Source organism: Streptomyces sp. NPDC059957, from assembly GCF_042730015.1.
Classification (GTDB): domain Bacteria; phylum Actinomycetota; class Actinomycetes; order Streptomycetales; family Streptomycetaceae; genus Streptomyces.
In genome coordinates this window covers 64,839-86,846 of record NZ_JBHWMB010000034.1, presented here as the reverse complement: position 1 = coordinate 86,846, position 22,008 = coordinate 64,839, and the positions used below count along the sequence as shown (strand labels likewise).

Below are 22,008 nucleotides of genomic sequence, written 5' to 3'. Positions count from 1 at the left end.
GAAACGGGGCCCCTTCGCCGGGCCGGAACCCGCCCCGGACATGAAAGAAGCCCCGGTCCGAGGACCGGGGCTTCTTCACTGCTGAGCGGACAACGCGACTCGAACGCGCGACATCCACCTTGGCAAGGTGGTGCTCTACCAACTGAGCTATGTCCGCAGGTGCGCCTTGGCGCGAGAACTACTATACCCAACCCCGGGCCCGTGCGAGACGCACCGCCGTGTGCCGGTTCTCGGCGCCCAGCTTCGTCGCCGCCGAGGACAGGTAGTTCCGTACCGTCCCCGGGGACAGCGAGGCCCGCTCCGCGATCTCCGCGATCGGCGCCCCGTCCCCGGCCAGTTCCAGCACCTCGGCCTCGCGGGCGGTCAGCGGGGAGTCGCCCGCGCTGATCGCGTCGGCAGCCAACTCCGGGTCCACATAACGGCCCCCGGCGTGCACGGTCCGGATCAGCTCGGCCAGCCGCTGCGCCGAGACGGTCTTCGGCGCGAAGGCCCGTACGCCCGCGGCGAGGGCGCGCTTGAGGTGCCCGGGCCGGCCGTGGCTGGTCACGATCATGGTCTTGCAGTCGGGGAGTTCGGCCCGCAGGGATGTGGCCACGCTCACACCATCGGCCCCCGGCATCTGCAGGTCCAGCACCGCCACGTCCGGCCGGTGGGCCCGCGCCATCGCGAGCGCCTCCGGCCCCGAGGCGGCCTCCGCGACGACCAGCAGGTCGTCCTCCAGTCCCAGCAGCGCGGCGAGCGCGCCCCGGATCAGGTGCTCGTCGTCGGCCAGCAGTACGCGTACGGGGCTCATGCCCGCGCCTCCAGTTCTCGGATCGGCCCGGCCGCCGGGCCGGGAATCTGCGCCCGCAGCCGGAACCGGCCACCGTCCACCGGACCGGCCTCCAGCGTGCCGTTCAGCACCGCGAGCCGTTCCCGCAGGCCCGCGAGCCCCGAGCCCGGCGGCCCGGCCGGGGTCTTGGGGGCCCCGTCGTTCTCCACCACCAGCGTGAGCGCGCCCGAGGGGCCCGCTGTCAGCCGGATCACGCAGCTGCGGGCGTCGCCGTGCCGTAGCACGTTCGTCGTGGCCTCGCGCACCACCCAGCCGAGCGCCGACTGGGCCTCGGCGGGCAGCTCGCGGCCCTGTTCGTACTCGACCAGGCAGTCCATCCCGGCCGCGTGCAGCACCCCGCGCGCACCCTCGAGCTCCACCGCGAGGTTCGCCTCCCGGTAGCCGCGGACCACGTCGCGGACCTCCTTCTGGGACTCCCGGGCGATCCGCTGCACCTCGATCATCTGGTCGACGGCTTCGGGGCGTTCGCGCCGCGCGAGCTGCACGGCCAGCTCGCTCTTGAGGGCGATCACCGCCAGATTGCGGCCCATCACGTCGTGCAGGTCCCGGCCGAACCGCAGCCGCTCCTCGGCAACCGCGAGCTGCGCCTGGACCTCGCGGGCCCGGTCCAGCTCGTACACGGTGTCGAGCAGCCAGCCGGAGAACCCGCAGGCGAAGCAGAGGAAAGCACTGGTCAGCAGCACCCCGACGGCCAGACCGGCGGACTCGCCCGGCGAGATGCCGAGGGCGAGGGACGACAGGCCGACGAAGGCGGCCGTCGCCGGAGCCACGTAGCGCATGTGCCGGACCTCGCGCAGGCACAGGACGAGCGTGCCGCCGGCGAAGCAGGTCATGCCGGCGACCAGGGTCGGGGCCACGGACGGGCTGTCGATGAGGTCCGCCGCGCGCAGGCCGAGGACGCCCAGGGCGGCGGCGGCGGTCACGGCGGTGACGGCGACCGCGAGCCGCACCGGGCGCTCGCGCCGCCCCAGGATCCAGTCGATCGACCGGGAGGAGAGGAAGCCGACGAGCACGGACTGCGCGCACACCGTCAGGAGGAGCGTGATCGCGAGGGCCGGGGCGGTCTTCCCGGTCATCGATCCCAGCGCGGCCAGTCCGACCGACACGATCTCGAGGACCACGAAGAAGTGGAACGACCAGCGCGTGTACAGCTCGACCTTCCCCGCGCTGCTGCGGTTCTTCCACCAGCCGCTGAGTTTCATGGCCCCAGTCTCGCGGCCCCCGGGCCCTGCGGGCCATGACACCTGTCATGGATCTCCGATAACGGGACGGGCAGATGGACAGGCAGATGGACGGACAGACGGATGGAGAGACGGACGGGCATACGACAAAGGCCCCGGTCAATGACCGGGGCCTTCATACGCTGAGCGGACGACGCGACTCGAACGCGCGACATCCACCTTGGCAAGGTGGTGCTCTACCAACTGAGCTACGTCCGCATGCTTCCCACGACAAAACTGCCGTGCGATGCGTGCATCACTCTACCTGATCCACAACCGTGGTCGGTAAAGCGAGCAGAGCGGGTGACAGGGATCGCACACTGCGCCTTCCCCCTGGAAGGGGGATGTTCTGCTACTGAACTACACCCGCACGACTTCGGGGTCTGACCTGTGGCCTCGCCCCTTGGCGTGATCCACACACTAGCGGATCCGTAGGGGTGGATGGCAAATCGGCTCTCAGTGAGCGGCGTTGTACTCCTCGTAGACCTTCTTGGGGATGCGTCCGCGCGGCGGGACGTCGAGGTGGTTGGAGCGGGCCCAGGCCCGGACGACCGCCGGGTCGGGGGCGATGGCGGTGTGCTTGAAGGTCTTCCCGGAGCGGGCCTGCCGGCGGCCGGCGGCCACGAAGGGGGCGAGGCTCTTCCGCAGTTTCTTTGCGTTGGCCACATTGAGGTCGATCTCGTACGACTTACCGTCCAGCCCGAAGACGACCGTTTCCGATGCATCTCCGCCATCGATGTCGTCGGAGATCGTGACTACTACGCGCTGCGCCACGGATATCGGTCCCTTCGTGCGACGCCGCTCCCCGCTGACGTGCGCGGACGGAGCGGTGATGTCGCCTGTGTGGATGTTTCGGAGGAATGCATCTTTCTGGCGTCGCCGTGCACCGAAAAATGCCGGTGCAACGGAGGAATCCTTTGTACCCCGATTCTCATTGCATTGCGAAGCCCAGTTAATTGTCTCCGCGTGTCCCGCCGCAATGCCGGGCGCGTGGTTTTCCGGCGGATTTTGCGAAGCGTTGGTGAAGCCGAAACGGCGTGGAGGATCATACAAGAGAGATATCTACCCGCGTAGAAATTTCCTCCAGGTACGCTGAGGGAACCGCCTTCGCACCAACCACCTCATCGGGAGTGCCAGTGGCACGCGTCGTAGTCGACGTCATGCTCAAGCCGGAGATCCTCGACCCCCAGGGCCAGGCGGTGCAGCGTGCACTGCCGCGCCTGGGCTTCGAAGGGATCGCCGACGTTCGCCAGGGGAAGCGCTTCGAACTGGAGGTGGAGGGACCGGTCGACCAGGCCGCCCTCGACCGCATCCACAAGATGGCCGAAACCTTCCTCGCCAACACCGTCATCGAAGACTTCACCGTGAAGGTCGAGGCCTGACGGTGACCACTCGCATCGGAGTCGTCACGTTCCCCGGAACGCTCGACGACCGTGACTCGCTGCGCGCCGTGCGCCTCGCGGGAGCCGAGCCCGTATCGCTCTGGCACCGCGACAAGGACCTGCACCAGGTCGACGCGGTCGTCCTCGCGGGCGGCTTCTCCTACGGGGACTACCTGCGCGCCGGAGCCATCTCCCGCTTCTCGCCGGTGATGGAGAGCATCATCGAGCAGGCCAAGGGCGGTATGCCCGTCCTCGGCATCTGCAACGGCTTCCAGATCCTCACCGAGGCCCACCTGCTGCCGGGGGCGATGCTCCGCAACAACCACCTGCACTTCATCTGCCGCGACCAGAAGCTGCGCGTGGAGAACACGGAGACGGCCTGGACCGGCGACTACACCGCCGGCGAGGAGATCTCCGTACCGCTCAAGAACATGGACGGCCGCTACGTGGCCGACGAGCGGGTGCTCGACGAACTGGAAGCCGAAGGCCGCGTGGCCTTCCGGTACCTGGACGTCAACCCGAACGGCTCGCTGCGCGACATCGCCGGCATCACCAACGCCGCGGGCAACGTCGTCGGCCTCATGCCGCACCCCGAGCACGCGGTCGAGCCGCTGATCGGGACGGGCCGCACCGACGGCCTCCCGTTCTTCACCTCGGTCCTGAAGAAGCTGGTCAGCGCATGAGCCTCGACACCGTCAAGAACGCCACCGAGACCCCGGACGCCTCCCAGCCCTGGAAGGAACTCGGCCTCAAGGAGGACGAGTACGCCCGGATCCGCGAGATCCTCGACCGCCGTCCCACCGGCGCCGAGCTCGCCATGTACTCCGTCATGTGGTCCGAGCACTGCTCGTACAAGAGCAGCAAGGTCCACCTGAAGCAGTTCGGCGAGAAGGTCCCGCAGAACGACGCCATGCTCGTCGGCATCGGCGAGAACGCCGGAGTCGTCGACGTCGGCCAGGGCTACGCGGTCACCTTCAAGGTCGAGTCGCACAACCACCCGTCGTACATCGAGCCCTACCAGGGCGCGGCCACCGGCATCGGCGGCATCGTCCGCGACATCCTCGCCATGGGCGCCCGCCCGGTCGCCGTCGTCGACCCGCTGCGCTTCGGCGCGGCCGACCACCCCGACACCAAGCGCGTCCTGCCGGGCGTCGTCGCGGGCATCGGCGGCTACGGCAACTGCCTCGGCCTGCCGAACATCGGCGGCGAGGTCGTCTTCGACGCCTGCTACCAGGGCAACCCGCTGGTCAACGCCGGCTGCATCGGCGTCATGAAGCACGAGGACATCCACCTCGCCAAGGCCTCCGGCCCGGGCAACAAGGTCATCCTCTACGGCGCCCGCACGGGCGGCGACGGCATCGGCGGCGTCTCCGTCCTCGCCTCGGAGACCTTCGACGACACGAAGCCGACCAAGCGTCCGGCGGTCCAGGTCGGCGACCCCTTCCAGGAGAAGCTCCTCATCGAGTGCACCCTGGAGATCTTCAAGGAGAAGCTGGTCGCGGGCATCCAGGACCTCGGCGGCGCCGGGCTCTCCTGCGCCACGAGCGAGCTGGCCTCCGCCGGTTCCGGCGGCATGCGCGTGGACCTCGACACCGTTCCGCTGCGCGACGCGACGCTCTCGCCCGAGGAAATCCTCATGAGCGAGTCGCAGGAGCGCATGTGCGCGATCGTCGAGCCGCAGTACGTGGACCGCTTCATGGAGATCTGCGAGAAGTGGGACGTCATCGCCACCGTCATCGGTGAGGTGACCGACGGCGAGCGCCTGGAGATCTTCTGGCACGGCGAGCAGATCGTGGACGTGCCCCCGGGCACCGTCGCCCACGAGGGTCCCGTCTACAACCGCCCGTACGCGCGCCCCTCCTGGCAGGACGCGCTGCAGGCGGACGACGCGGGCAAGCTGCCCCGCCCGCAGACCGGCGAGGAGCTGCGCGCGCAGGTCCTGGCCCTGGTCTCGTCGCCGAACCAGGCCTCGAAGTCCTGGATCACCGACCAGTACGACCGCTTCGTCCAGGGCAACACGGTGCTCTCGCAGCCCGAGGACGCCGGCATGGTCCGCATCGACGAGGAGACCAACCTCGGCGTCGCGATGTCCACCGACGGCAACGGCCGCTACGCGAAGCTCGACCCCTACACGGGTGCGCAGCTCGCGCTGGCCGAGTCCTACCGCAACGTGGCCGCGACCGGCGCCAAGCCCCTCGCGATCTCCGACTGCCTGAACTTCGGTTCCCCCGAGGACCCGGACGTCATGTGGCAGTTCGCCGAGGCCTGCCGTGGTCTCGCGGACGGCTGCCTGGAGCTGGGCACCCCGGTGACCGGCGGCAACGTCTCCCTCTACAACCAGACGGGCGACATCGCGATCCACCCGACCCCGGTCGTGGCGGTCCTCGGTGTGATCGACGACGTCAACCGCCGTACGCCGATGGCGTTCGCGGAGGCCGGCCAGCTGCTGTACCTGCTCGGCGACACCGCCGAGGAGTTCGGCGGTTCGGCCTGGTCCGAGGTGGTCCACCAGCACCTCGGCGGCATGCCGCCCAAGGTGGACCTGGGCCGCGAGAAGCTCCTCGCGGAGATCCTGATCTCGGCCTCGCGCGACGGCATGATCGACGCCGCGCACGATCTGTCCGACGGCGGCGTGATCCAGGCGCTCACCGAGTCCTGCCTGCGCGGCGGCAACGGTGCGCGGATCGTGGTGCCGGAGGCGCTGGACGCCTTCACCTTCCTGTTCTCGGAGTCCGCGGGCCGGGCCATCGTGGCCGTCCCGCGCAGCGAGGAGCTCCGCTTCACCGACATGTGCGGTGCGCGGGGCCTGCCGGCGACCCGGATCGGTGTGGTCGACGGCGAGGAGATCGAGATCCAGGGCGAGTTCACCCTCCCCCTGACCGAACTCCGCACCGCCCACGAGACCACGATCCCGGCGCTGCTCGCCTGAGCCGCTGTTCTGCACGAACCGCGTAGCCCCCGTCCGGAACCGTTCCGGACGGGGGCTCGTCCGTTCCGGCAAGGAGCCCGCGTCGCCGGTGGTGGTGGCGGGGCCGGCGGGGGAACGGGGCACATATGGCGCAGAGTTGGGGCCGATGGCTCTTCGGGGTCGGGATGCCGGTGATCGTGGCCGCCGTGGGGGTGGGCGGCTGGTTCCTCTACGACAACTCCGGGGACCGCGCGCGGAGCCGGGCGGAGATCATCGAGAACTGTCAGGGACTGGTCGATCCGGATGCGGTGATGGGGTTCGGCATGCCCAGGGTGGAGGCGGGCGCCACGGCGGACCAGGCGTGCGTGCTGCTGCGTGAGGGGACGTTCGAGGGCCAGAAGCAGATGGACGAGTTCGCCTCCGTCACGGTGGTGGCCTCCAAGGACGCCGAACCGGGCGGAAGCCGGTTCGACCACGGGCCCTTCAGCGTCACGGCGATCGCGAAGTGCGCCGACCCGGCCAGGTCCGGCGGAGTGACCGCCCTGCGGGCGACCGCCGCCGGCGAGGGCGACGGCCGGGGCAGCAGGGGGCGCGGCTTCCTGTCGGGGCTGGCCCGCGAGGCGGCCGTGCGCGCCGCGGCGAAGGCGGGCTGCGAGACCAGCCTGCCCCCGGCCCCGAAGGACTGAGGTGCGCCGCCCGGCCGGTCCGGGCGGCGTAAGGTCGGCCCCATGCCGCCCGCCAAGAAGAAGCCGCGCACCTACGACCACGCCAGGACCCGTACGGCCGTCCTCGCGCAGTTCGGGCACGTACGGGACGCCGTACGGGAGTTGGAGCCCGAGCAGCTCGCCCGGCCCAGCGGGGTCGGGGACTGGTCCGTCGCCGAGCTGGCCGCGCACATCGCGTGGATCGCGGACTCGCTGGCCGGAGGCCTCGCCCGGCCGCCGGCCGCCGTCGCCGAGCTGTCCGCCGCCGAGTGGCCCTTCGCGACGGCCTCGCTCGCCGGGAAGATCGCCGAAGCCGCCAAGGAGACCCTGGAGGGCGCCCCGCTCGCCGAGCTCTACGACCGGGCCGGCGCCCGCCTGGCCGAGGCGCTCGAAGCCAACCCCGGCGGCCGCGTGCTCGACCTGTGGATCGGCGCCATGACCCTGGCCGACTTCCTGGTCACCCGCACCGTCGAGCTCGTCGTCCACACCGACGACCTGCGCCGCGCCACCGGACTGGACATCCCCGTGGACCGCCAGGCCCTGGCCGCCTGCACCCGGCTGCTCGCCGACGCCCTCGCGCTCAAGGCTCCGGGCGGGGCGGTGGAGTTCCGCGTCCCGCCGTTCGCGGTGGTGCAGTGCGTCGAGGGTCCCCGGCACACCCGCGGCACCCCGCCGAACGTCGTGGAGACCGACCCGCTGACCTGGATCCGGCTCGCCACCGGCCGTACGAGCTGGGCCGAGGCACTGGACGGGGCCCAGGTCCGGGCCAGCGGCGAGCGCGCCGACCTCTCGGCGCTGCTCCCCCTGATGAGCTGATCCGGGAACCGGTTCGCGGCCGGCCGCGTCCCACCTGCATGCGTACGCTGCCGCTCCTCCCCGCCGCCCTGGTCGCCGTACTCGCGCTGTCCGCCACCGCCACCGCCTGCGGTGACGACGGCGCCGCGCCGGGGACGCCCCCCGCCCGCGGGTTCTCCGGATCCTGGTCCGTCGAGAGCCTGACCGTCGACGGCAAGGTGCTGCCCGCTCCCGCCGCCGCCCGGATGTCCGTGGAGCGCGGCAAGGGCTACGAGGCCGAAGCCACCGGCAACTACGGCTGCAACGGGTACACCGCCGCGGTGGTCTTCGACTCGGCGGCCACCATGACCGTGTCGCCCGGCGTCCACACCGAAATGGCCTGCCCCGACCTGCCCTTCGAGACCGCCTTCGCCAAGCTCTTCCGGGGCTCGCTGACCGTGGAACAGGGCCAGGAGAAGATCACGCTGAAGAACTCCGACGGGAACGCGATCGCCCTGACCTCGAAGCCCCCGGCCCCCGCCGCCCCGCTCGTCGCCACACAGTGGACCGTCGACTCCCTGATCAAGGGGGAGACCGCCTCCTCGATCCCGGCCGGAGCCGAGGGCCGGGCCCGCTTCACCGTGGCCGCGGACGGGACGGTGAGCGGCAACCTCGGCTGCAACCGCTTCAACGCGAGCGCCGCGGTCGAGGGCGACAAGCTCACCGTCGGCCCCCTCACCTCCACCCGGATGGCCTGCGAGGGCGGCCCCGGAGAGGTCGAGCGGGCCCTCACCGAGCTGTTCGGCGGCGGCCCGCTCGCCTGGAAGATCCAGGGCGACGCCCTCACCCTCACCGCGACCGGTTCGGGCACCGCCATCACCGCGAAGGCGGCCTCCGCCGTCGAGTGAGCCCCCCGGCAGGCTGCGGCTTTCCAGGGACTGCGGCTTTCCACAGGCTGTGGATCACGCTTCCGGAGCGGCGCCGGAGAGGGCGCCAGGGGCTCTGATCAGCCCGGGTACGGCAGCAGCCCCGCGTCCGTCTTCTCCCAGGCCGCCCGCAGTTCGGCCAGCCGGGCCGGCTCCAGGGCCGCCTTGTCGGCCTGCTCGCGGATGTCCCCGGCCAGGTTGAAGAGCTGGTCGCGGCCCGCCTTGCCGCGGTAGTACTTCCAGTCGCCGCGGCGCAGCGCCCGCTCCCCGCGCACCCGCCAGAACAGGTTCCGCTCGGCGACCTTCTCGCCGCGCAGCAGGTACCCGGCCAGGCTGACCCCGTCCAGCGGGTAGGCCGGGTTCGCGCGGGCCCCCGCCAGTTCCAGCAGGGTGGCCGTCCAGTCCGGGGTGAAGACCGGTACGTGGCTGACCTGGCCGCCGTCGAGCCGGGCGGGCCAGCGCACGATGTTCGGGACGCGGATGCCGCCCTCCTGGAGGGAGGCCTTGTTGCCCGCGAGCGGCCAGTTGTGGGAGAAGCGCTCGCCGCCGTTGTCGCTGGAGAAGAAGACCAGGGTGTCCTCCTCCTGGCCGGAGCGCTTCAGCGCCTTCAGCACCTCGCCGATCGAGCGGTCGAGGTCCTCCACCATCTGCTTGTACTTCTCGATGGACCCGCCGTCCTCGTGCCACAGGGCCCGCCGGTCGCCGGCCTTGATCCGGCGGGTGACCTCGGCGCTCGCCTCGGTGTCCCCGTCGGCGATCCACGGCCAGTGCGGGGTGGTGAAGTTGAGGTTCAGCAGCCACGGCCTGTCCCCGTGGTCACGGGAGACGTACTCGCTCGCGCGCTCGGTCAGGATCCTCGTGTAGTAGCGCAGGTCCTTGTACTCGGCATCGCCTTCGTAGAGGTCGTACGAGCCGTCGCCGCCCAGCTTGGAGTAGTACTCCAGGGCCCCGCCGAAGTTGCCGAAGAACTCGTCCCAGCCCGACTTGGTCGGGCTGTAGTCGGGCAGGGAGCCGCAGTGCCACTTGCCTATCAGTGCGGTCGCGTACCCGGAGCCGCGCAGCAGCGAGGCCAGCGTCGGGTGGGTCGGCTCCAGGCCCGCCGACTTGTCGGCGATGGGCTCGGCGAGCCCGCCCTTGGCGCGGCCCGGATAGCGGCCGGTGTACAGGCTGAAGCGGGTCGGGGAGCAGGTCGCGGAGCCCGAATAGGCGTCGGTGAAGCGGACGCCCTGGCGGGCGAGCCGGTCCAGGTTCGGGGTCTTGATGTGCGGGGAGCCGTAGGAGGACAGGTCGGCCCAGCCGAGGTCGTCCCCGAGGATGAACAGGATGTTCGGTCGGCGGGAGCGGCGTCCGCGCTCGGCCCGGAACTCCCGCTCCTCGGGGCCCGCGTGCTGGGCTTCGGCGGCCGGCGCCGCCTGGGCCGGGGCGGCGACGCCCAGCCCCACCGCCGCGGCGGCGGCGGTCGCGCCGACGGCGCCGCCGAAGGCGCGCCGGGACAGGTTGGGTTCGTACGAGGTCACGGGTACTCCAGAGCACGGCCCGCCGGCCCTCCGGCGCGGGCCGGCTCCGGGCAGCGCGGGACGGCGCAGGGCACGGCGGAGCGGACTCGTACGGAAAGCGGCGGGGAAAGGCGAAAAAAGGAAAGGGAAAAGCGCCGTGTGACTACGCGGAACAGCGACAGATGGCGCTGGCGACACGGACGAGGTCCACGTGTCGGCGCGCGACGAGGGTGACGGTGCGGTCACCGAGAGGCTGCATGGGCCGGAGCCTGTACGAAACCACAGGCGACTGTCAACCAGGGCAATCCGGATATTGAGACGAACAGGTTTCGTCACCCTGCGTGCTGTGACATTTCCCGGGCATCCCCAATTCGGACCAGTGGTCGATCTCGCCTACACTCGGGGGCGTGCCTCGTGGTGATGGACGACTCAACCACGACCTGCTCCCCGGCGAAAAGGGCCCCCAGGACGCTTGCGGCGTCTTCGGTGTCTGGGCTCCGGGTGAAGAGGTCGCCAAGCTCACCTACTTCGGACTGTATGCATTGCAGCACCGCGGACAAGAGTCCGCGGGCATCGCTGTGAGCAACGGTTCCCAGATCCTCGTCTTCAAGGACATGGGCCTCGTTTCCCAAGTCTTCGACGAAACCTCTCTCGGCTCGCTCCAGGGTCATATCGCGGTCGGTCACGCCCGCTACTCGACCACTGGTGCCTCCGTCTGGGAGAACGCTCAGCCGACCTTCCGCGCGACCGCCCACGGCTCCATTGCCCTGGGTCACAACGGCAACCTGGTGAACACCGCCGAGTTGGCCGAGATGGTCGCCGACCTCCCCCGTCAGGACGGCCGTGCCACCCAGGTGGCGGCCACCAACGACACCGACCTGGTCACCGCCCTCCTGGCCGGCCAGACGGACGACGACGGCAAGCCCCTGACCATCGAGGAGTCGGCCACCAAGGTCCTCCCGAAGGTGAAGGGCGCCTTCTCGCTCGTCTTCATGGACGAGGGAACGCTCTACACCGCCCGTGACCCGCAGGGCATCCGCCCGCTGGTCCTCGGCCGCCTGGAGCGCGGCTGGGTGGTGGCGAGCGAGACCGCCGCCCTCGACATCTGCGGCGCCAGCTTCGTCCGCGAGGTCGAGCCGGGTGAGCTCATCGCGATCGACGAGAACGGTCTGCGGACCTCTCGCTTCGCGGAAGCAAAGCCCAAGGGCTGTGTCTTCGAGTACGTCTATCTGGCGCGCCCGGACACCGACATCGCCGGCCGGAACGTCTACCTCTCGCGTGTCGAGATGGGTCGGCGCCTGGCCAAGGAAGCCCCGGCCGATGCCGATCTGGTGATATCGACGCCGGAGTCGGGCACGCCCGCCGCCGTCGGTTACGCGGAGGCCAGCGGGATCCCGTACGGCGTCGGCCTGGTCAAGAACGCCTACGTGGGCCGGACCTTCATCCAGCCCTCGCAGACGATCCGCCAGCTCGGCATCCGCCTCAAGCTCAACCCCCTCAAGGAAGTCATCCGGGGCAAGCGCCTGGTGGTCGTCGACGACTCGATCGTCCGCGGCAACACCCAGCGCGCCCTGGTCAAGATGCTCCGCGAGGCCGGCGCGGCGGAGGTCCACATCCGGATCTCCTCGCCGCCGGTGAAGTGGCCGTGCTTCTTCGGCATCGACTTCGCCACCCGGGCCGAGCTGATCGCCAACGGCATGACGGTCGACGAGATCGCCACGTCGCTGGGCGCGGACTCGCTCTCGTACATCTCGCTCGACTCGATGATCGAGGCGACGACGATCCAGAAGCCCAACCTCTGCCGTGCCTGCTTCGACGGCGTGTACCCCATGGAACTGCCCGACCCGCAGCTCCTGGGCAAGCAGCTCCTGGAGTCGGAGCTGGCCGGCGGCACCGACGCCGCCGACGCGCTCCGGCGCCCGTAGGGCCCGAGGCAACGCCGCGGTCCGCGGGCTCCCACGAGCCCGCGCACCGCGGCCCCTCTCCCCTCTCCCTCATCCTGCTCAACCTGCGCGAGGCCTTCTCTTTCAGGCTTTTCCGGGGCCTCGCACCACCGCAGCAACGACACGAAAGCTCTCTCCTGTCATGACAGAGAAGACCACCGGTGCCAGCTACGCAGCCGCGGGCGTGGACATCGACGCGGGTGACCGCGCCGTCGAGCTGATGAAGGAGTGGGTGAAGAAGACGCAGCGCCCCGAGGTCCTCGGCGGCCTCGGCGGTTTCGCCGGCCTCTTCGACGCCTCCGCCCTCAAGCGCTACGAGCGCCCCCTGCTCGCCTCGGCCACGGACGGCGTCGGCACCAAGGTGGACATCGCCCGCCGCATGGGCGTGTACGACACCATCGGCCACGACCTCGTGGCGATGGTCATGGACGACATCGTCGTCTGCGGCGCCGAGCCGCTCTTCATGACCGACTACATCTGCGTCGGCAAGGTCCACCCCGAGCGTGTCGCGGCCATCGTCAAGGGCATCGCCGAGGGCTGTGTCCTCGCCGGCTGCGCCCTGGTCGGCGGCGAGACCGCCGAACACCCCGGCCTGCTGGGCCCGGAGGACTTCGACGTGGCGGGCGCCGGCACCGGCGTCGTGGAGTACGACCGCCTGCTGGGTGCCGATCGCATCCGTACGGGCGACGCCGTGATCGCGATGGCGTCCTCCGGTCTTCACTCGAACGGGTACTCACTGGTCCGCCACGTCCTCTTCGACCGGGCCGGAATGTCGCTGGAGGGCCACGTCGAGGAGCTCGGCCGGACCCTCGGCGAGGAGCTGCTGGAGCCCACGAAGATCTACTCGCTGGACTGCATGGCCCTCACCCGTACGGCCGACGTGCACGCCTACTCCCACATCACGGGCGGCGGCCTCGCGGCCAACCTCGCCCGGGTGATCCCGGACCACCTGCACGCCACGGTCGACCGCTCGACCTGGACCCCCGGTGCGATCTTCGACCTGGTCGGAAAGGCCGGGCAGGTGGAGCGCCTGGAGCTGGAGAAGACCCTGAACATGGGCGTCGGCATGATGGCCGTCGTCCCGCAGGAATCGGTGGACGTGGCCCTGACCGCCCTGTCCGACCGGGGCGTCGACGCCTGGGTCGCGGGCGAGATCCTGGACCGCGGCGACCACACCGAGGGCGCGACGATGACCGGCGACTACGCGAACTGACGGGCTCGGGAGCCGGCCACCACCGGCTCCCACCTGCGCGAACATGCACGGAAACCCGGTCCGGGGCGATGCCCTGGACCGGGTTTCCGTGCATGTGAAGCTGTGTGCCGCTGCTGAGGAAGAGGATCAGCGCACCGCGAGGAGTCCGACGCCGAGTGGCGCGTCAAGCACCGCGACGGTAGACGGACGGACCGGACTCTTCGTCCTCGTCCTCGTCATCGCTGTTGTAGCGCTCCGCGTACTTGGCGTACGGGTCGTCCTCGTCATCATCATCAAGCTCGTCATCGACGACCGGCTCGCTGACAGGCAGCGGTTCCGTGTGCGATGCGCCCAGCTCATTGGCCAGACGCGACAAGTCAGTCCCGCCGCTGCTGTACTTCAGCTGGCGGGCGACCTTCGTCTGCTTGGCCTTTGCCCGGCCGCGCCCCATGGCTCGACCCCCTCGGTGACGGGGCTCGACGGCCCCAGAGTCTGACACGCGTTCATGGTTCGGAGCGGGCTCTCCGTGGAGAGACCGTCCGTAGGGGTTTAACGGTACCTGCTTCCGCGGCCATACGGTACGCCGCCCGCATGACGCGCCCCGGTGCAGTACCAGCAAGGCGCCCCGTCCTCGCTGGTCAGCTGCGATTTTAGCCGTTTCCTGACGGGCGACCCGCCGAAGCGCAGTGAGTTCCGTCTCGCTGCGCCCCGGCGGGCCGCCCCAGAAGCCCCGTAAGGGCCCCGCGAGGATCAGACGGTGCGTGCCGCGCTACGGGCGTCGGCCATGCGCTGCTCGGCGATGCGGTCGGCGGCCGCGGCCGGCGGAATCCCGTCCGACTTCGCACGTGTGAAGATCTCCAGCGTGGTGTCGAAGATCTTCGTGGCCTTGGCCTTGCAGCGGTCGAAGTCGAAGCCGCGCAGCTCGTCGGCGACCTGGATGACCCCGCCCGCGTTGACCACGTAGTCCGGCGCGTAGAGGATCCCGCGGTCCGCGAGGTCCTTCTCGATGCCGGGGTGGGCGAGCTGGTTGTTCGCCGCACCGCAGACGATCCTGGCGGTGAGGGCGGGCACCGAGTCGTCGTTCAGGGCCCCGCCGAGCGCGCAGGGGGCGTAGATGTCCAGGCCCTCCACGCGGATCAGCGCCTCGGTGTCGGCGACGGCGGTCACCTTGCCGGGGTGCTTGTCGAGGATCCTCTGCACGGACTCGGTGCGGACGTCCGTGATGACGACCTCGGCGCCGTCCTCCAGCAGGTGCTCGACCAGGTGGTGGCCGACCTTGCCGACGCCCGCGACGCCGACCTTGCGGCCGCGCAGGGTCGGGTCGCCCCACAGGTGCTGGGCGCTGGCGCGCATGCCCTGGAAGACGCCGAAGGCGGTGAGGACCGAGGAGTCGCCGGCGCCGCCGTTCTCGGGGGAGCGGCCGGTCGCCCAGCGGGTCTCGCGGGCCACGACGTCCATGTCGGCCACGTAGGTGCCGACGTCGCAGGCGGTCACGTAGCGGCCGCCGAGGGACTCCACGAACCGGCCGTAGGCCAGCAGCAGTTCCTCGGACTTCAGACCGCCGTCTTCCCTACTGGCCGGGTCGCCGATGATGACGGCCTTGCCGCCGCCGAGGTCGAGCCCGGCGAGCGCGTTCTTGTACGACATGCCGCGCGAGAGGTTCAGCGCGTCGAGGACGGCCTCCTCGTCCGAGGCGTACGCGTGGAACCGCGTACCGCCGAGGGCCGGGCCCAGGGCGGTGGAGTGGATCGCGATGACGGCCTTCAGGCCGGAGGCTCGGTCCTGGCACAGCACGACTTGCTCGTGGCCGCCCTGTTCACTGCGGAACAGGGTGTGCAGGACGCCGTCGGTCATTTCGGTCACGGTGGTGACTCCCATGGATGAGATGCGGCGGGAAAGACGCCCGCCCTGCGGGTGGGGGAGGGCGTGCTGGGAGCAGCGTAAGACCTCCGGAGCCCCGCGATCCTCCCAGTCCGAAGATCGGGACACTCCGGGGTGGGCGAGAGGAGGGGAACCGTCCGCCGGAGTAGCGCCGGGCGGGGCGGGGGAGTACGAGAGCGTGAGCGAATCCCCCGATCCCCGGCTGCCGTCCGCCCGCTCGGCCCCCGCCGTCCCCTACGCCTCCTACCTGCGCGTCTACGAGCCGCTGACGGCCTTCCCGGAGCCCGAGCGCACCCACTGGGCCGACTACGCCCGGCGCGGGGACACCCCGACGGCCCAGGACGAACTGCGACGGTCGCTCGTGGACTTGGTACGGGTGCCCGTGGTCGGGGTCCCGGCGCACGAGAGCGCGGACGCCTTCACCGCCGAGGTCGGCGGGGTCCTGCTGGTCTGCCCCTGGCGGACGAGGCTGCGCGGCTGGCTCGCGCTGGAGGAGCTGGTGGCCGAGTTCCCGCTGCCGGTGCTCGACGCCGCCCTGCCCGCGGCCGCCCGCCGCCGCGCGGCCGAGGAGTACGAGGCCTGGCGCGGGCGGAACCCGGACGCGCGGCCGTGGATCCGTACGGGGGTCTGGCAGGTGCCACTGCGCTGGTTCGTGCTGGTGTCCGACGAGGAACGGGAGTACGTGCCGGGCGAGGGGCTGCGCTACCGGACGCCGATGGTGCAGGCCCGGCGCCGGCTCGCGCGGGGGCTGCGGACCCTGCGGGAGGCGGAGGGGTACGGGATGCTCGCCGAGGGGCTGGTGGAGGTCGGGAGCTGGCTGGAGGAGTTCCACCCCCGCTCGATGGTGGAGCTGGACTACGGCGGGCTGCTGCACGCCCTGCCGGCGGACCGGCTGGAGGCCGACCACTCGGCGGCGGACCTGGCGGCGGGGCTCGCGGCCCTGCGCGCCGGGGACCGGGACGGGGCGGCGCGGACGTACGGGGCCCTGGCGGAGCGGTGGCGGGCGGTCCGGGAGAGACTCTTCGCCAACTGAGAGGTTGGGTTCCGGATCTGTCCGAGTGACCTGTGCGACCCGGGTAGCGGCTCGGGACGCGGTTGTCCATCCGCCGATCGGCCGACCACGGAAGAGAACGGCCAGCTCAAGGCCGTGATGCCCTCTTTTGGGTCTTTGTTCCGGGACCTACGTCCCGATACGGGCCATTGGCCCAAGCGTGACGGACCGCACTTTCTACACCCTTGCGCCCTTCCCCTACCCTCGTGCCAAAATAGGACAAGGAGTCCGGGGAGGGTTCCTTCCGTCCAACTAAGGGCGGAATGCTCGGTATTGCACTCTACGGGGGGTCTGACGACTCCTGATCGCTCTGTGACTGATCGTCACAGTGGGGTGACTGTCCGTTATGGGACGGTCCATCGGCTTCCGCCGCTGATGAACACCTCGGAGGGCAATTCCATCGGTTTGGCCGTCGAGGCTGGACGGATGGTGTAGTTGTAGTGCCGAGGACAAGCCGTTCGTCCTATAACCGACTCGGCCCGCGTATGTCCATTTCGGGCAACGTGGGCCAAGGTGCAGAATTTAGAGGAAAGAACCGAGATGGTTCGGTTCTCCCGAGGAGGCCGCTCATGACCGCTCGCACCCCTGATGCCGAGCCGCTGCTGACCCCGGCTGAGGTTGCCACGATGTTCCGCGTGGACCCGAAGACGGTCACCCGTTGGGCCAAGGCTGGCAAGCTCACGTCCATCCGCACCCTGGGTGGACACCGCCGCTACCGCGAGGCTGAGGTCCGCGCACTGCTTGCGGGAATTCCGCAGCAGCGCAGCGAGGCCTGAGGTTCCGCAGCACTACTAATTGCCGGGTCTAAATCGGGTCCCCCAATCCGATGAACCCCACAGAGCTTCAAACGACCGGACCTGCCCCAACAGGTTCATCAGTCGTTCGATCGCGCTGGACTCCGCCGGGTCCAGCGCGATCTTTTTTATGCCCTGGTCAGGGGGATATCGAGCTGGTGTGCGGAGCCGGCCGGGGTAGGTGCAATGGCACATATAAAATCGAGCGGGCGTATGAGTCCCATAAAAGGGTGCGTCTCAAAAACACATGGGGTGACTCCCGTCACAGATGATCACTCTTGTGGATCAGGCAATGCACCCCGTAGAGGGACGTGCCGCGCAGAGCGCATCATCCGGACGGGCGATTTCGCCGGCCGCGACGGAGCGGTGGGGTCGGCGGGGTCGGAGGGGTCGCGGGCGGCGGCCGGGCGGCAGCGAGGCGGGGCGGTCCGGGGTGGTCCGGGTTTCCCCGCCGGCCACGCACGGGGCTCCAGGGGCCCCTCAGCGCGCTGTAGAGGGCCGGGTGAGGTTTCTGGGTGCAGCTGAGCCCAATCGGGCCCGTGAGGCGGCCCGGTGGGCCGTCCGGCCCAATCGGGCCCGTACGGCGGTCGGTGCACCGGCCGGCACCTCGGGCCGTACTCCGCCCCGCACTTCGGTGCCGTCGTCCCCGGAAACGCGTCAGGGCCCGCATCCAGAGGATGCGGGCCCTGACGATCTTGCGAACCTGACGGGACTTGAACCCGCGACCTCCACCTTGACAGGGTGGCGAGCTAACCAACTGCTCCACAGGTCCTTGATTTGCACCCGCTGGGCGGCTGCGAATCAGACTGTACCGCAGCTCAGGGGGTGCAGTCGAACTCGATCACCGAGCGGGTCCCGGGGCGGCCGCGTCCACCGCCTTCACGATGCGCTTGTCGGAGATCGGATAGGCCGTTCCGAGCGCGTGCGCGAAGTAGCTGACCCGCAGTTCCTCGATCATCCAGCGGATCTCGGTGACCTCCGCCGGGACCGGCCTGCCCTTGGGCAACTGCTCCAGCAGCCACAGGTACTCGTCCCGCATCTCGTGGACCTTCTCCATGCGCGTGGTGTCGCGCTGCACGCCCGTGGGCATCTGCTGGAGCCGCCGGTCGATGGCCACCAGGTAGCGCATCAGGTCGGGCAGCCGGCGCAGTCCGGTCAGCGTGACGAAGCCGGCCGGCATGAGGGCCGCGAGCTGCGTCTTGACGTCCTGGACGTTGGCCACCAGGGCGAGGCTGGCCGTGGTCTTCAGGCGCCGCTCACAGGCCTGCCAGGCGGCCAGCACCTGCTGCACCTGCGTGATCGTCCGCACCGTGGTGTCCACCAGGTCGGTCCGCACGGCCTCGTAGAGCTTGCGGAAGCCCGCCTCGTCCCAGGCCGGGCCGCCGTGCCGCCCGATCAGGTGGTCGGCCGCCGCGGTCGCGCAGTCGTCGAACAGCGCCTGGATGGAGCCGTGCGGATTGCGCGACAGGGCCAGCTTCTGCTGGTTGCTCAGGTGGTCCGAGGCGAACTTCGCGGGGTTCACCGTGATGCCCAGCAGGATCAGCCGCCTGGTGCCGAGCCGCATCGCCTGCTGCTGCTCGGCCTCGGTGTCGAAGAGGCGTACGCAGACGCTCGTACCGGCGTCCACGAGCGCCGGGTACGCCTTCACCGGCTGGCCGGCCCGGCGGGTCTCGAAGACCTTGGTCAGCGTGCCGATCGTCCAGTCCGTGAGCCCGGTCTTCTCCACCGACTCCCCGCCCTCCCGCTCGGCGGTGGCCGCGGCGGCCTGGGAGAGGGCCTGGCGGGCCTTGGGCTTGAGCTGGAGCCGCAGGGCCTCCAGGTCCTTGGCCTCGGCGAGGTTCTTGCGGCGCTCGTCGACGATCCGGAAGGTGATCTTCAGGTGGTCGGGGATCCGGGTCAGGTCGAAGTCCTCGGCGGTGACCGGGACCCCGACCATCCGCTGCAGCTCCCGGGCCAGCGTCACGTGCAGGGGCTCCCGCAGCGGGTGCGAGGTGGCCAGGAAGCGGGTCGCGAAGTTCGGCGCGGGCACGTAGTGCCTGCGGATCGGCTTCGGGAGGGAGCGGATCAGCTCGGTGACCACTTCCTCGCGCAGGCCCGGGATCTGCCAGTCGAAGCCCTCGTCCGTGACCTGGTTCAGCACCTGGAGCGGGATGTGGACGGTCACGCCGTCCGCGTCCGCGCCCGGCTCGAACTGGTAGGTCACCCGGAACTTCAGCCGTCCCTGCATCCAGGAGTCCGGATAGTCGGCCTTGGTGACCCCGGCCGCCTTCTCCGTCAGGAGCATCTCGCGCTCGAAGTCGAGCAGTTCGGGCTCGTCGCGCTTCTTGTGCTTCCACCAGGAGTCGAAGTGCGCCCCGGAGACCACGTGTTCGGGGATCCGTTGGTCGTAGAAGTCGAAGAGCGTCTCGTCGTCGACCACGATGTCGCGGCGCCGGGCCCGGTTCTCCAGCTCCTCCACCTCGGTGAGGAGCTTGCGGTTGTCGGCGTAGAACTTGTGGTGCGTCCGCCAGTCGCCCTCGACCAGGGCGTTGCGAATGAACAGGTCGCGCGAGACCTCGGCGTCGATCCGGCCGTAGTTGATCTTCCGCTGGGCGACGATCGGCACCCCGTACAGCGTGACCTTCTCGAAGGCCATCACCGCCGCCTGGTCCTTCTCCCAGTGCGGCTCGCTGTACGTGCGCTTGATCAGGTGCTGGGCGAGCGGCTCCACCCACTCCGGCTCGACCTTGGCGTTCACCCGGGCCCACAGCCGCGAGGTCTCCACCAGCTCGGCCGACATCAGGAACTTCGGCTGCTTCTTGAACAGCGAGGAGCCGGGGAAGATCGCGAACTTGGCGGACCGGGCCCCCAGGTACTCGTTCTTGTCCGTGTCCTTCAGGCCGATGTGCGACAGCAGACCGGCGAGCAGCGAGATGTGCACGCTCGTCTCGGGGGCATCGGCCTCGTTGACGTGGATGCCCATGGACTTGGCGACCGTACGCAGTTGCGAATAGATGTCCTGCCATTCGCGGATCCGCAGGAAGTTCAGGTACTCCTGCTTGCACATCCGGCGGAAGGAGGAGGAGCCGCGCTCCTTCTGCTGCTCCCGGACGTAGCGCCACATGTTCAGGAAGGAGAGGAAGTCGCTCGTCTCGTCCTTGAACCGGGCGTGGTTCTGGTCGGCCTGCGTCTGCTTGTCCGAGGGCCGCTCGCGCGGGTCCTGGATGGACAGGGCCGCCGCGATGACCATGACCTCGCGGACGCAGTTGTTCTTGTCCGCCTCCACCACCATGCGGGCGAGGCGGGGGTCCACGGGGAGCTGCGAGAGCTGGCGGCCCATCGGCGTGAGCCGCTTCTTGTGGTCCTTCTCGTCCGGGTCGAGCGCGCCCAGCTCCTGGAGGAGCTGCACGCCGTCGCGGATGTTGCGGTGGTCCGGCGGGTCGATGAAGGGGAACTTCTCGATCTCGCCGAGGCCGGCCGCGGTCATCTGGAGGATGACGGAGGCGAGGTTCGTGCGCAGGATCTCGGCGTCCGTGAACTCCGGACGGGTCAGGAAGTCGTCCTCGGAGTAGAGCCGGATGCAGATGCCGTCCGAGGTACGGCCGCAGCGGCCCTTGCGCTGGTTGGCGCTGGCCTGCGAGATCCGCTCGATGGGCAGCCGCTGGACCTTGGTGCGGTGGCTGTACCGGGAGATGCGGGCGCTGCCCGGGTCGATCACGTACTTGATGCCGGGGACGGTCAGCGAGGTCTCGGCGACGTTGGTCGCCAGGACGATCCGGCGTCCGGTGTGCTGCTGGAAGACGCGGTGCTGCTCGGCGTGCGAGAGGCGCGCGTAGAGGGGGAGGACCTCGGTCAGGCGGAGCTTGCGCTTCTCCAGCGCGTCCGCCGTGTCGCGGATCTCGCGCTCGCCCGAGAGGAAGACCAGGATGTCGCCCGGCCCCTCGGCCTGCAGCTCGTCCACGGCCTCGCAGATCGCGGTGATCTGGTCGCGGTCGCTGTCCTCGGAGTCGTCCTCGAGGAGCGGCCGGTAGCGGACCTCCACCGGATACGTGCGCCCGCTGACCTCGACGATCGGGGCCTCGCCGAAGTGCCGGGAGAAGCGCTCCGGGTCGATGGTCGCCGAGGTGATGATCACCTTGAGGTCGGGGCGCTTGGGCAGCAGCGTGGCGAGGTAGCCGAGCAGGAAGTCGATGTTCAGCGACCGCTCGTGGGCCTCGTCGATGATGATCGTGTCGTACGCGCGCAGCTCGCGGTCCGTCTGGATCTCGGCGAGCAGGATGCCGTCCGTCATCAGCTTCACGAAGGTCGCGTCCTGGTCCACCTGGTCGGTGAACCGGACCTTCCAGCCGACGGTCTGGCCGATCTCGGACTTCAGCTCCTCCGCGATGCGCTCCGCGACCGTGCGGGCCGCGATGCGGCGGGGCTGGGTGTGCCCGATCATGCCCCGGACCCCGCGTCCCAGCTCCATGCAGATCTTGGGGATCTGCGTGGTCTTGCCGGAGCCGGTCTCGCCCGCGACGATCACGACCTGGTGGTCGCGTATCGCCTCGGCGATCTCGTCCTTCTTCTGGCTGACCGGAAGGTTCTCGGGATACGTGACCTCGGGCTTTCGCGAGGCGCGCTTGGCCAGTCGCACGGCGGCCGTTTCGGCCTCCGCTGCGATCTCGTCGAGCACGGCCTGCTTGGCCTCGGGCTTGCGGATGCGGCGGGCGCCTTCGAGGCGGCGGCCGAGGCGGTGCGCGTCACGGAGGGAGATCTCACCGAGAAGCGTCTGCAGGGCGGCGAAGGAAGTAGACATACCTGGTCGAGGATCTCACCCGTAGGTGCCGGGTGGCGAACGCATTTGTGGGGCTGACCCGTACCATTTCGGGACGAGTCCCCCGAGCGTTACCCCGATGTGTCCCCCGACGCGTCGCCGGCGATGCC

Annotated in this window: 18 protein-coding genes and 4 tRNA genes; 10 read left to right on the top strand and 12 right to left on the bottom strand. The window is 70.0% G+C overall.

Going from position 1 to position 22,008, the window contains the following annotated elements; genetic code table 11:
• Positions 1-84 precede the first annotated feature (84 nt).
• The 6 genes from ACFWBW_RS23255 to ACFWBW_RS23230 form a co-directional block, all read right to left on the bottom strand.
• Positions 85-157, bottom strand: a tRNA-Gly gene (locus tag ACFWBW_RS23255).
• 24 nt (positions 158-181) lie between these two features.
• Positions 182-793, bottom strand: a complete 612-nt coding sequence (locus tag ACFWBW_RS23250) for a response regulator transcription factor (RefSeq protein ID WP_266907114.1) — start codon at positions 791-793, stop codon at positions 182-184.
• Positions 790-2,034 (bottom strand): sensor histidine kinase, encoded by a 1,245-nt coding sequence (locus ACFWBW_RS23245; RefSeq protein WP_385375319.1) that lies wholly within the window; start codon positions 2,032-2,034, stop codon positions 790-792. Before ACFWBW_RS23245 ends, ACFWBW_RS23250 begins: the two co-directional genes overlap by 4 nt.
• Before the next feature lie 164 nt (positions 2,035-2,198).
• Positions 2,199-2,271 (bottom strand) — tRNA-Gly (locus tag ACFWBW_RS23240).
• A 79-nt stretch (positions 2,272-2,350) separates the two neighbouring features.
• Positions 2,351-2,422: transfer RNA gene (locus tag ACFWBW_RS23235), tRNA-Gly, on the bottom strand.
• An 86-nt stretch (positions 2,423-2,508) separates the two neighbouring features.
• Complete coding sequence (locus tag ACFWBW_RS23230; RefSeq protein WP_385375316.1) at positions 2,509-2,826, bottom strand: Lsr2 family protein; 318 nt, start codon at positions 2,824-2,826, stop codon at positions 2,509-2,511.
• Between the two features lie 356 nt (positions 2,827-3,182).
• Here ACFWBW_RS23230 and purS point away from each other — a divergent pair, with 356 nt between their 5' ends.
• From purS to ACFWBW_RS23200, 6 genes are all read left to right on the top strand, one after another.
• Positions 3,183-3,434, top strand: coding sequence for a phosphoribosylformylglycinamidine synthase subunit PurS (gene purS, locus ACFWBW_RS23225; protein WP_008740952.1), 252 nt, complete (start codon positions 3,183-3,185; stop codon positions 3,432-3,434).
• 2 nt (positions 3,435-3,436) lie between these two features.
• Positions 3,437-4,117, top strand: a complete 681-nt coding sequence (purQ, locus tag ACFWBW_RS23220; RefSeq protein ID WP_385375313.1) for a phosphoribosylformylglycinamidine synthase subunit PurQ — start codon at positions 3,437-3,439, stop codon at positions 4,115-4,117.
• On the top strand, positions 4,114-6,363 hold the full coding sequence (gene purL / locus ACFWBW_RS23215) for a phosphoribosylformylglycinamidine synthase subunit PurL (RefSeq protein WP_385375310.1): 2,250 nt from the start codon (positions 4,114-4,116) through the stop codon (positions 6,361-6,363). Before purQ ends, purL begins: the two co-directional genes overlap by 4 nt.
• Positions 6,364-6,488: 125 nt before the next feature.
• Positions 6,489-7,028, top strand: a complete 540-nt coding sequence (locus ACFWBW_RS23210) for a hypothetical protein (protein ID WP_385375307.1) — start codon at positions 6,489-6,491, stop codon at positions 7,026-7,028.
• 42 nt (positions 7,029-7,070) lie between these two features.
• Positions 7,071-7,862: a sterol carrier family protein gene (locus tag ACFWBW_RS23205; protein WP_385375304.1), complete on the top strand. Its 792-nt coding sequence runs from the start codon at positions 7,071-7,073 to the stop codon at positions 7,860-7,862.
• A 38-nt stretch (positions 7,863-7,900) separates the two neighbouring features.
• Positions 7,901-8,728 carry an META domain-containing protein gene (locus tag ACFWBW_RS23200; RefSeq protein ID WP_385375301.1) on the top strand — a complete coding sequence of 276 codons (828 nt, stop codon included), beginning with the start codon at positions 7,901-7,903 and terminating at the stop codon, positions 8,726-8,728.
• 98 nt (positions 8,729-8,826) lie between these two features.
• Here the strand turns inward: ACFWBW_RS23200 and ACFWBW_RS23195 are convergent, their stop codons facing one another.
• Positions 8,827-10,263, bottom strand: coding sequence for a sulfatase-like hydrolase/transferase (locus ACFWBW_RS23195; RefSeq protein ID WP_385375298.1), 1,437 nt, complete (start codon positions 10,261-10,263; stop codon positions 8,827-8,829).
• 142 nt (positions 10,264-10,405) lie between these two features.
• Positions 10,406-10,501 carry a putative leader peptide gene (locus tag ACFWBW_RS23190; protein ID WP_323187867.1) on the bottom strand — a complete coding sequence of 32 codons (96 nt, stop codon included), beginning with the start codon at positions 10,499-10,501 and terminating at the stop codon, positions 10,406-10,408.
• A gap of 148 nt (positions 10,502-10,649) precedes the next feature.
• On the opposite strand from ACFWBW_RS23190, the gene purF reads away from it, so the two are divergent.
• Both purF and purM read left to right on the top strand, forming a co-directional pair.
• Positions 10,650-12,167 carry an amidophosphoribosyltransferase gene (gene purF, locus ACFWBW_RS23185; RefSeq protein ID WP_327253640.1) on the top strand — a complete coding sequence of 506 codons (1,518 nt, stop codon included), beginning with the start codon at positions 10,650-10,652 and terminating at the stop codon, positions 12,165-12,167.
• 160 nt (positions 12,168-12,327) lie between these two features.
• The gene (gene purM / locus ACFWBW_RS23180; protein ID WP_385375294.1) at positions 12,328-13,398 is read left to right on the top strand and encodes a phosphoribosylformylglycinamidine cyclo-ligase; all 1,071 of its coding nucleotides are present in this window, start codon (positions 12,328-12,330) and stop codon (positions 13,396-13,398) included.
• A 163-nt stretch (positions 13,399-13,561) separates the two neighbouring features.
• Here purM and ACFWBW_RS23175 read toward each other — a convergent pair whose 3' ends face one another.
• Together ACFWBW_RS23175 and ACFWBW_RS23170 are read right to left on the bottom strand one after the other, a co-directional pair.
• A complete protein-coding gene (locus ACFWBW_RS23175; RefSeq protein WP_243341155.1) occupies positions 13,562-13,828 on the bottom strand; it encodes a DUF3073 domain-containing protein in 267 nt (88 codons plus the stop codon).
• A gap of 299 nt (positions 13,829-14,127) precedes the next feature.
• Positions 14,128-15,240, bottom strand: coding sequence for a Leu/Phe/Val dehydrogenase (locus ACFWBW_RS23170; RefSeq protein WP_385375291.1), 1,113 nt, complete (start codon positions 15,238-15,240; stop codon positions 14,128-14,130).
• A 196-nt stretch (positions 15,241-15,436) separates the two neighbouring features.
• Between ACFWBW_RS23170 and ACFWBW_RS23165 the strand changes: the two genes are divergently transcribed.
• Positions 15,437-16,291 (top strand): hypothetical protein, encoded by an 855-nt coding sequence (locus ACFWBW_RS23165; protein ID WP_385375288.1) that lies wholly within the window; start codon positions 15,437-15,439, stop codon positions 16,289-16,291.
• 587 nt (positions 16,292-16,878) lie between these two features.
• The gene (bldC, locus tag ACFWBW_RS23160; RefSeq protein WP_003949541.1) at positions 16,879-17,085 is read left to right on the top strand and encodes a developmental transcriptional regulator BldC; all 207 of its coding nucleotides are present in this window, start codon (positions 16,879-16,881) and stop codon (positions 17,083-17,085) included.
• A gap of 716 nt (positions 17,086-17,801) precedes the next feature.
• Here bldC and ACFWBW_RS23155 read toward each other — a convergent pair.
• A tRNA-Asp gene (locus ACFWBW_RS23155) sits at positions 17,802-17,875 on the bottom strand.
• 69 nt (positions 17,876-17,944) lie between these two features.
• On the bottom strand, positions 17,945-21,880 hold the full coding sequence (gene hrpA, locus ACFWBW_RS23150) for an ATP-dependent RNA helicase HrpA (protein WP_385375285.1): 3,936 nt from the start codon (positions 21,878-21,880) through the stop codon (positions 17,945-17,947).
• Between the last annotated feature and the right edge of the window lie 128 nt (positions 21,881-22,008).

What these genes read in the sequence shown, in the direction of transcription:
- ACFWBW_RS23250 (WP_266907114.1), bottom strand. Translation starts at nt 793, where the DNA reads ATGAGCCCCGTACGCGTACTGCTGGCCGACGACGAGCACCTGATCCGG.
- ACFWBW_RS23245 (WP_385375319.1), bottom strand. Translation starts at nt 2,034, where the DNA reads ATGAAACTCAGCGGCTGGTGGAAGAACCGCAGCAGCGCGGGGAAGGTC.
- purL (WP_385375310.1), top strand. Translation starts at nt 4,114, where the DNA reads ATGAGCCTCGACACCGTCAAGAACGCCACCGAGACCCCGGACGCCTCC.
- ACFWBW_RS23210 (WP_385375307.1), top strand. Translation starts at nt 6,489, where the DNA reads ATGGCGCAGAGTTGGGGCCGATGGCTCTTCGGGGTCGGGATGCCGGTG.
- ACFWBW_RS23205 (WP_385375304.1), top strand. Translation starts at nt 7,071, where the DNA reads ATGCCGCCCGCCAAGAAGAAGCCGCGCACCTACGACCACGCCAGGACC.
- ACFWBW_RS23200 (WP_385375301.1), top strand. Translation starts at nt 7,901, where the DNA reads ATGCGTACGCTGCCGCTCCTCCCCGCCGCCCTGGTCGCCGTACTCGCG.
- ACFWBW_RS23190 (WP_323187867.1), bottom strand. Translation starts at nt 10,501, where the DNA reads ATGCAGCCTCTCGGTGACCGCACCGTCACCCTCGTCGCGCGCCGACAC.
- purM (WP_385375294.1), top strand. Translation starts at nt 12,328, where the DNA reads ATGACAGAGAAGACCACCGGTGCCAGCTACGCAGCCGCGGGCGTGGAC.
- ACFWBW_RS23175 (WP_243341155.1), bottom strand. Translation starts at nt 13,828, where the DNA reads ATGGGGCGCGGCCGGGCAAAGGCCAAGCAGACGAAGGTCGCCCGCCAG.
- bldC (WP_003949541.1), top strand. Translation starts at nt 16,879, where the DNA reads ATGACCGCTCGCACCCCTGATGCCGAGCCGCTGCTGACCCCGGCTGAG.
- hrpA (WP_385375285.1), bottom strand. Translation starts at nt 21,880, where the DNA reads ATGTCTACTTCCTTCGCCGCCCTGCAGACGCTTCTCGGTGAGATCTCC.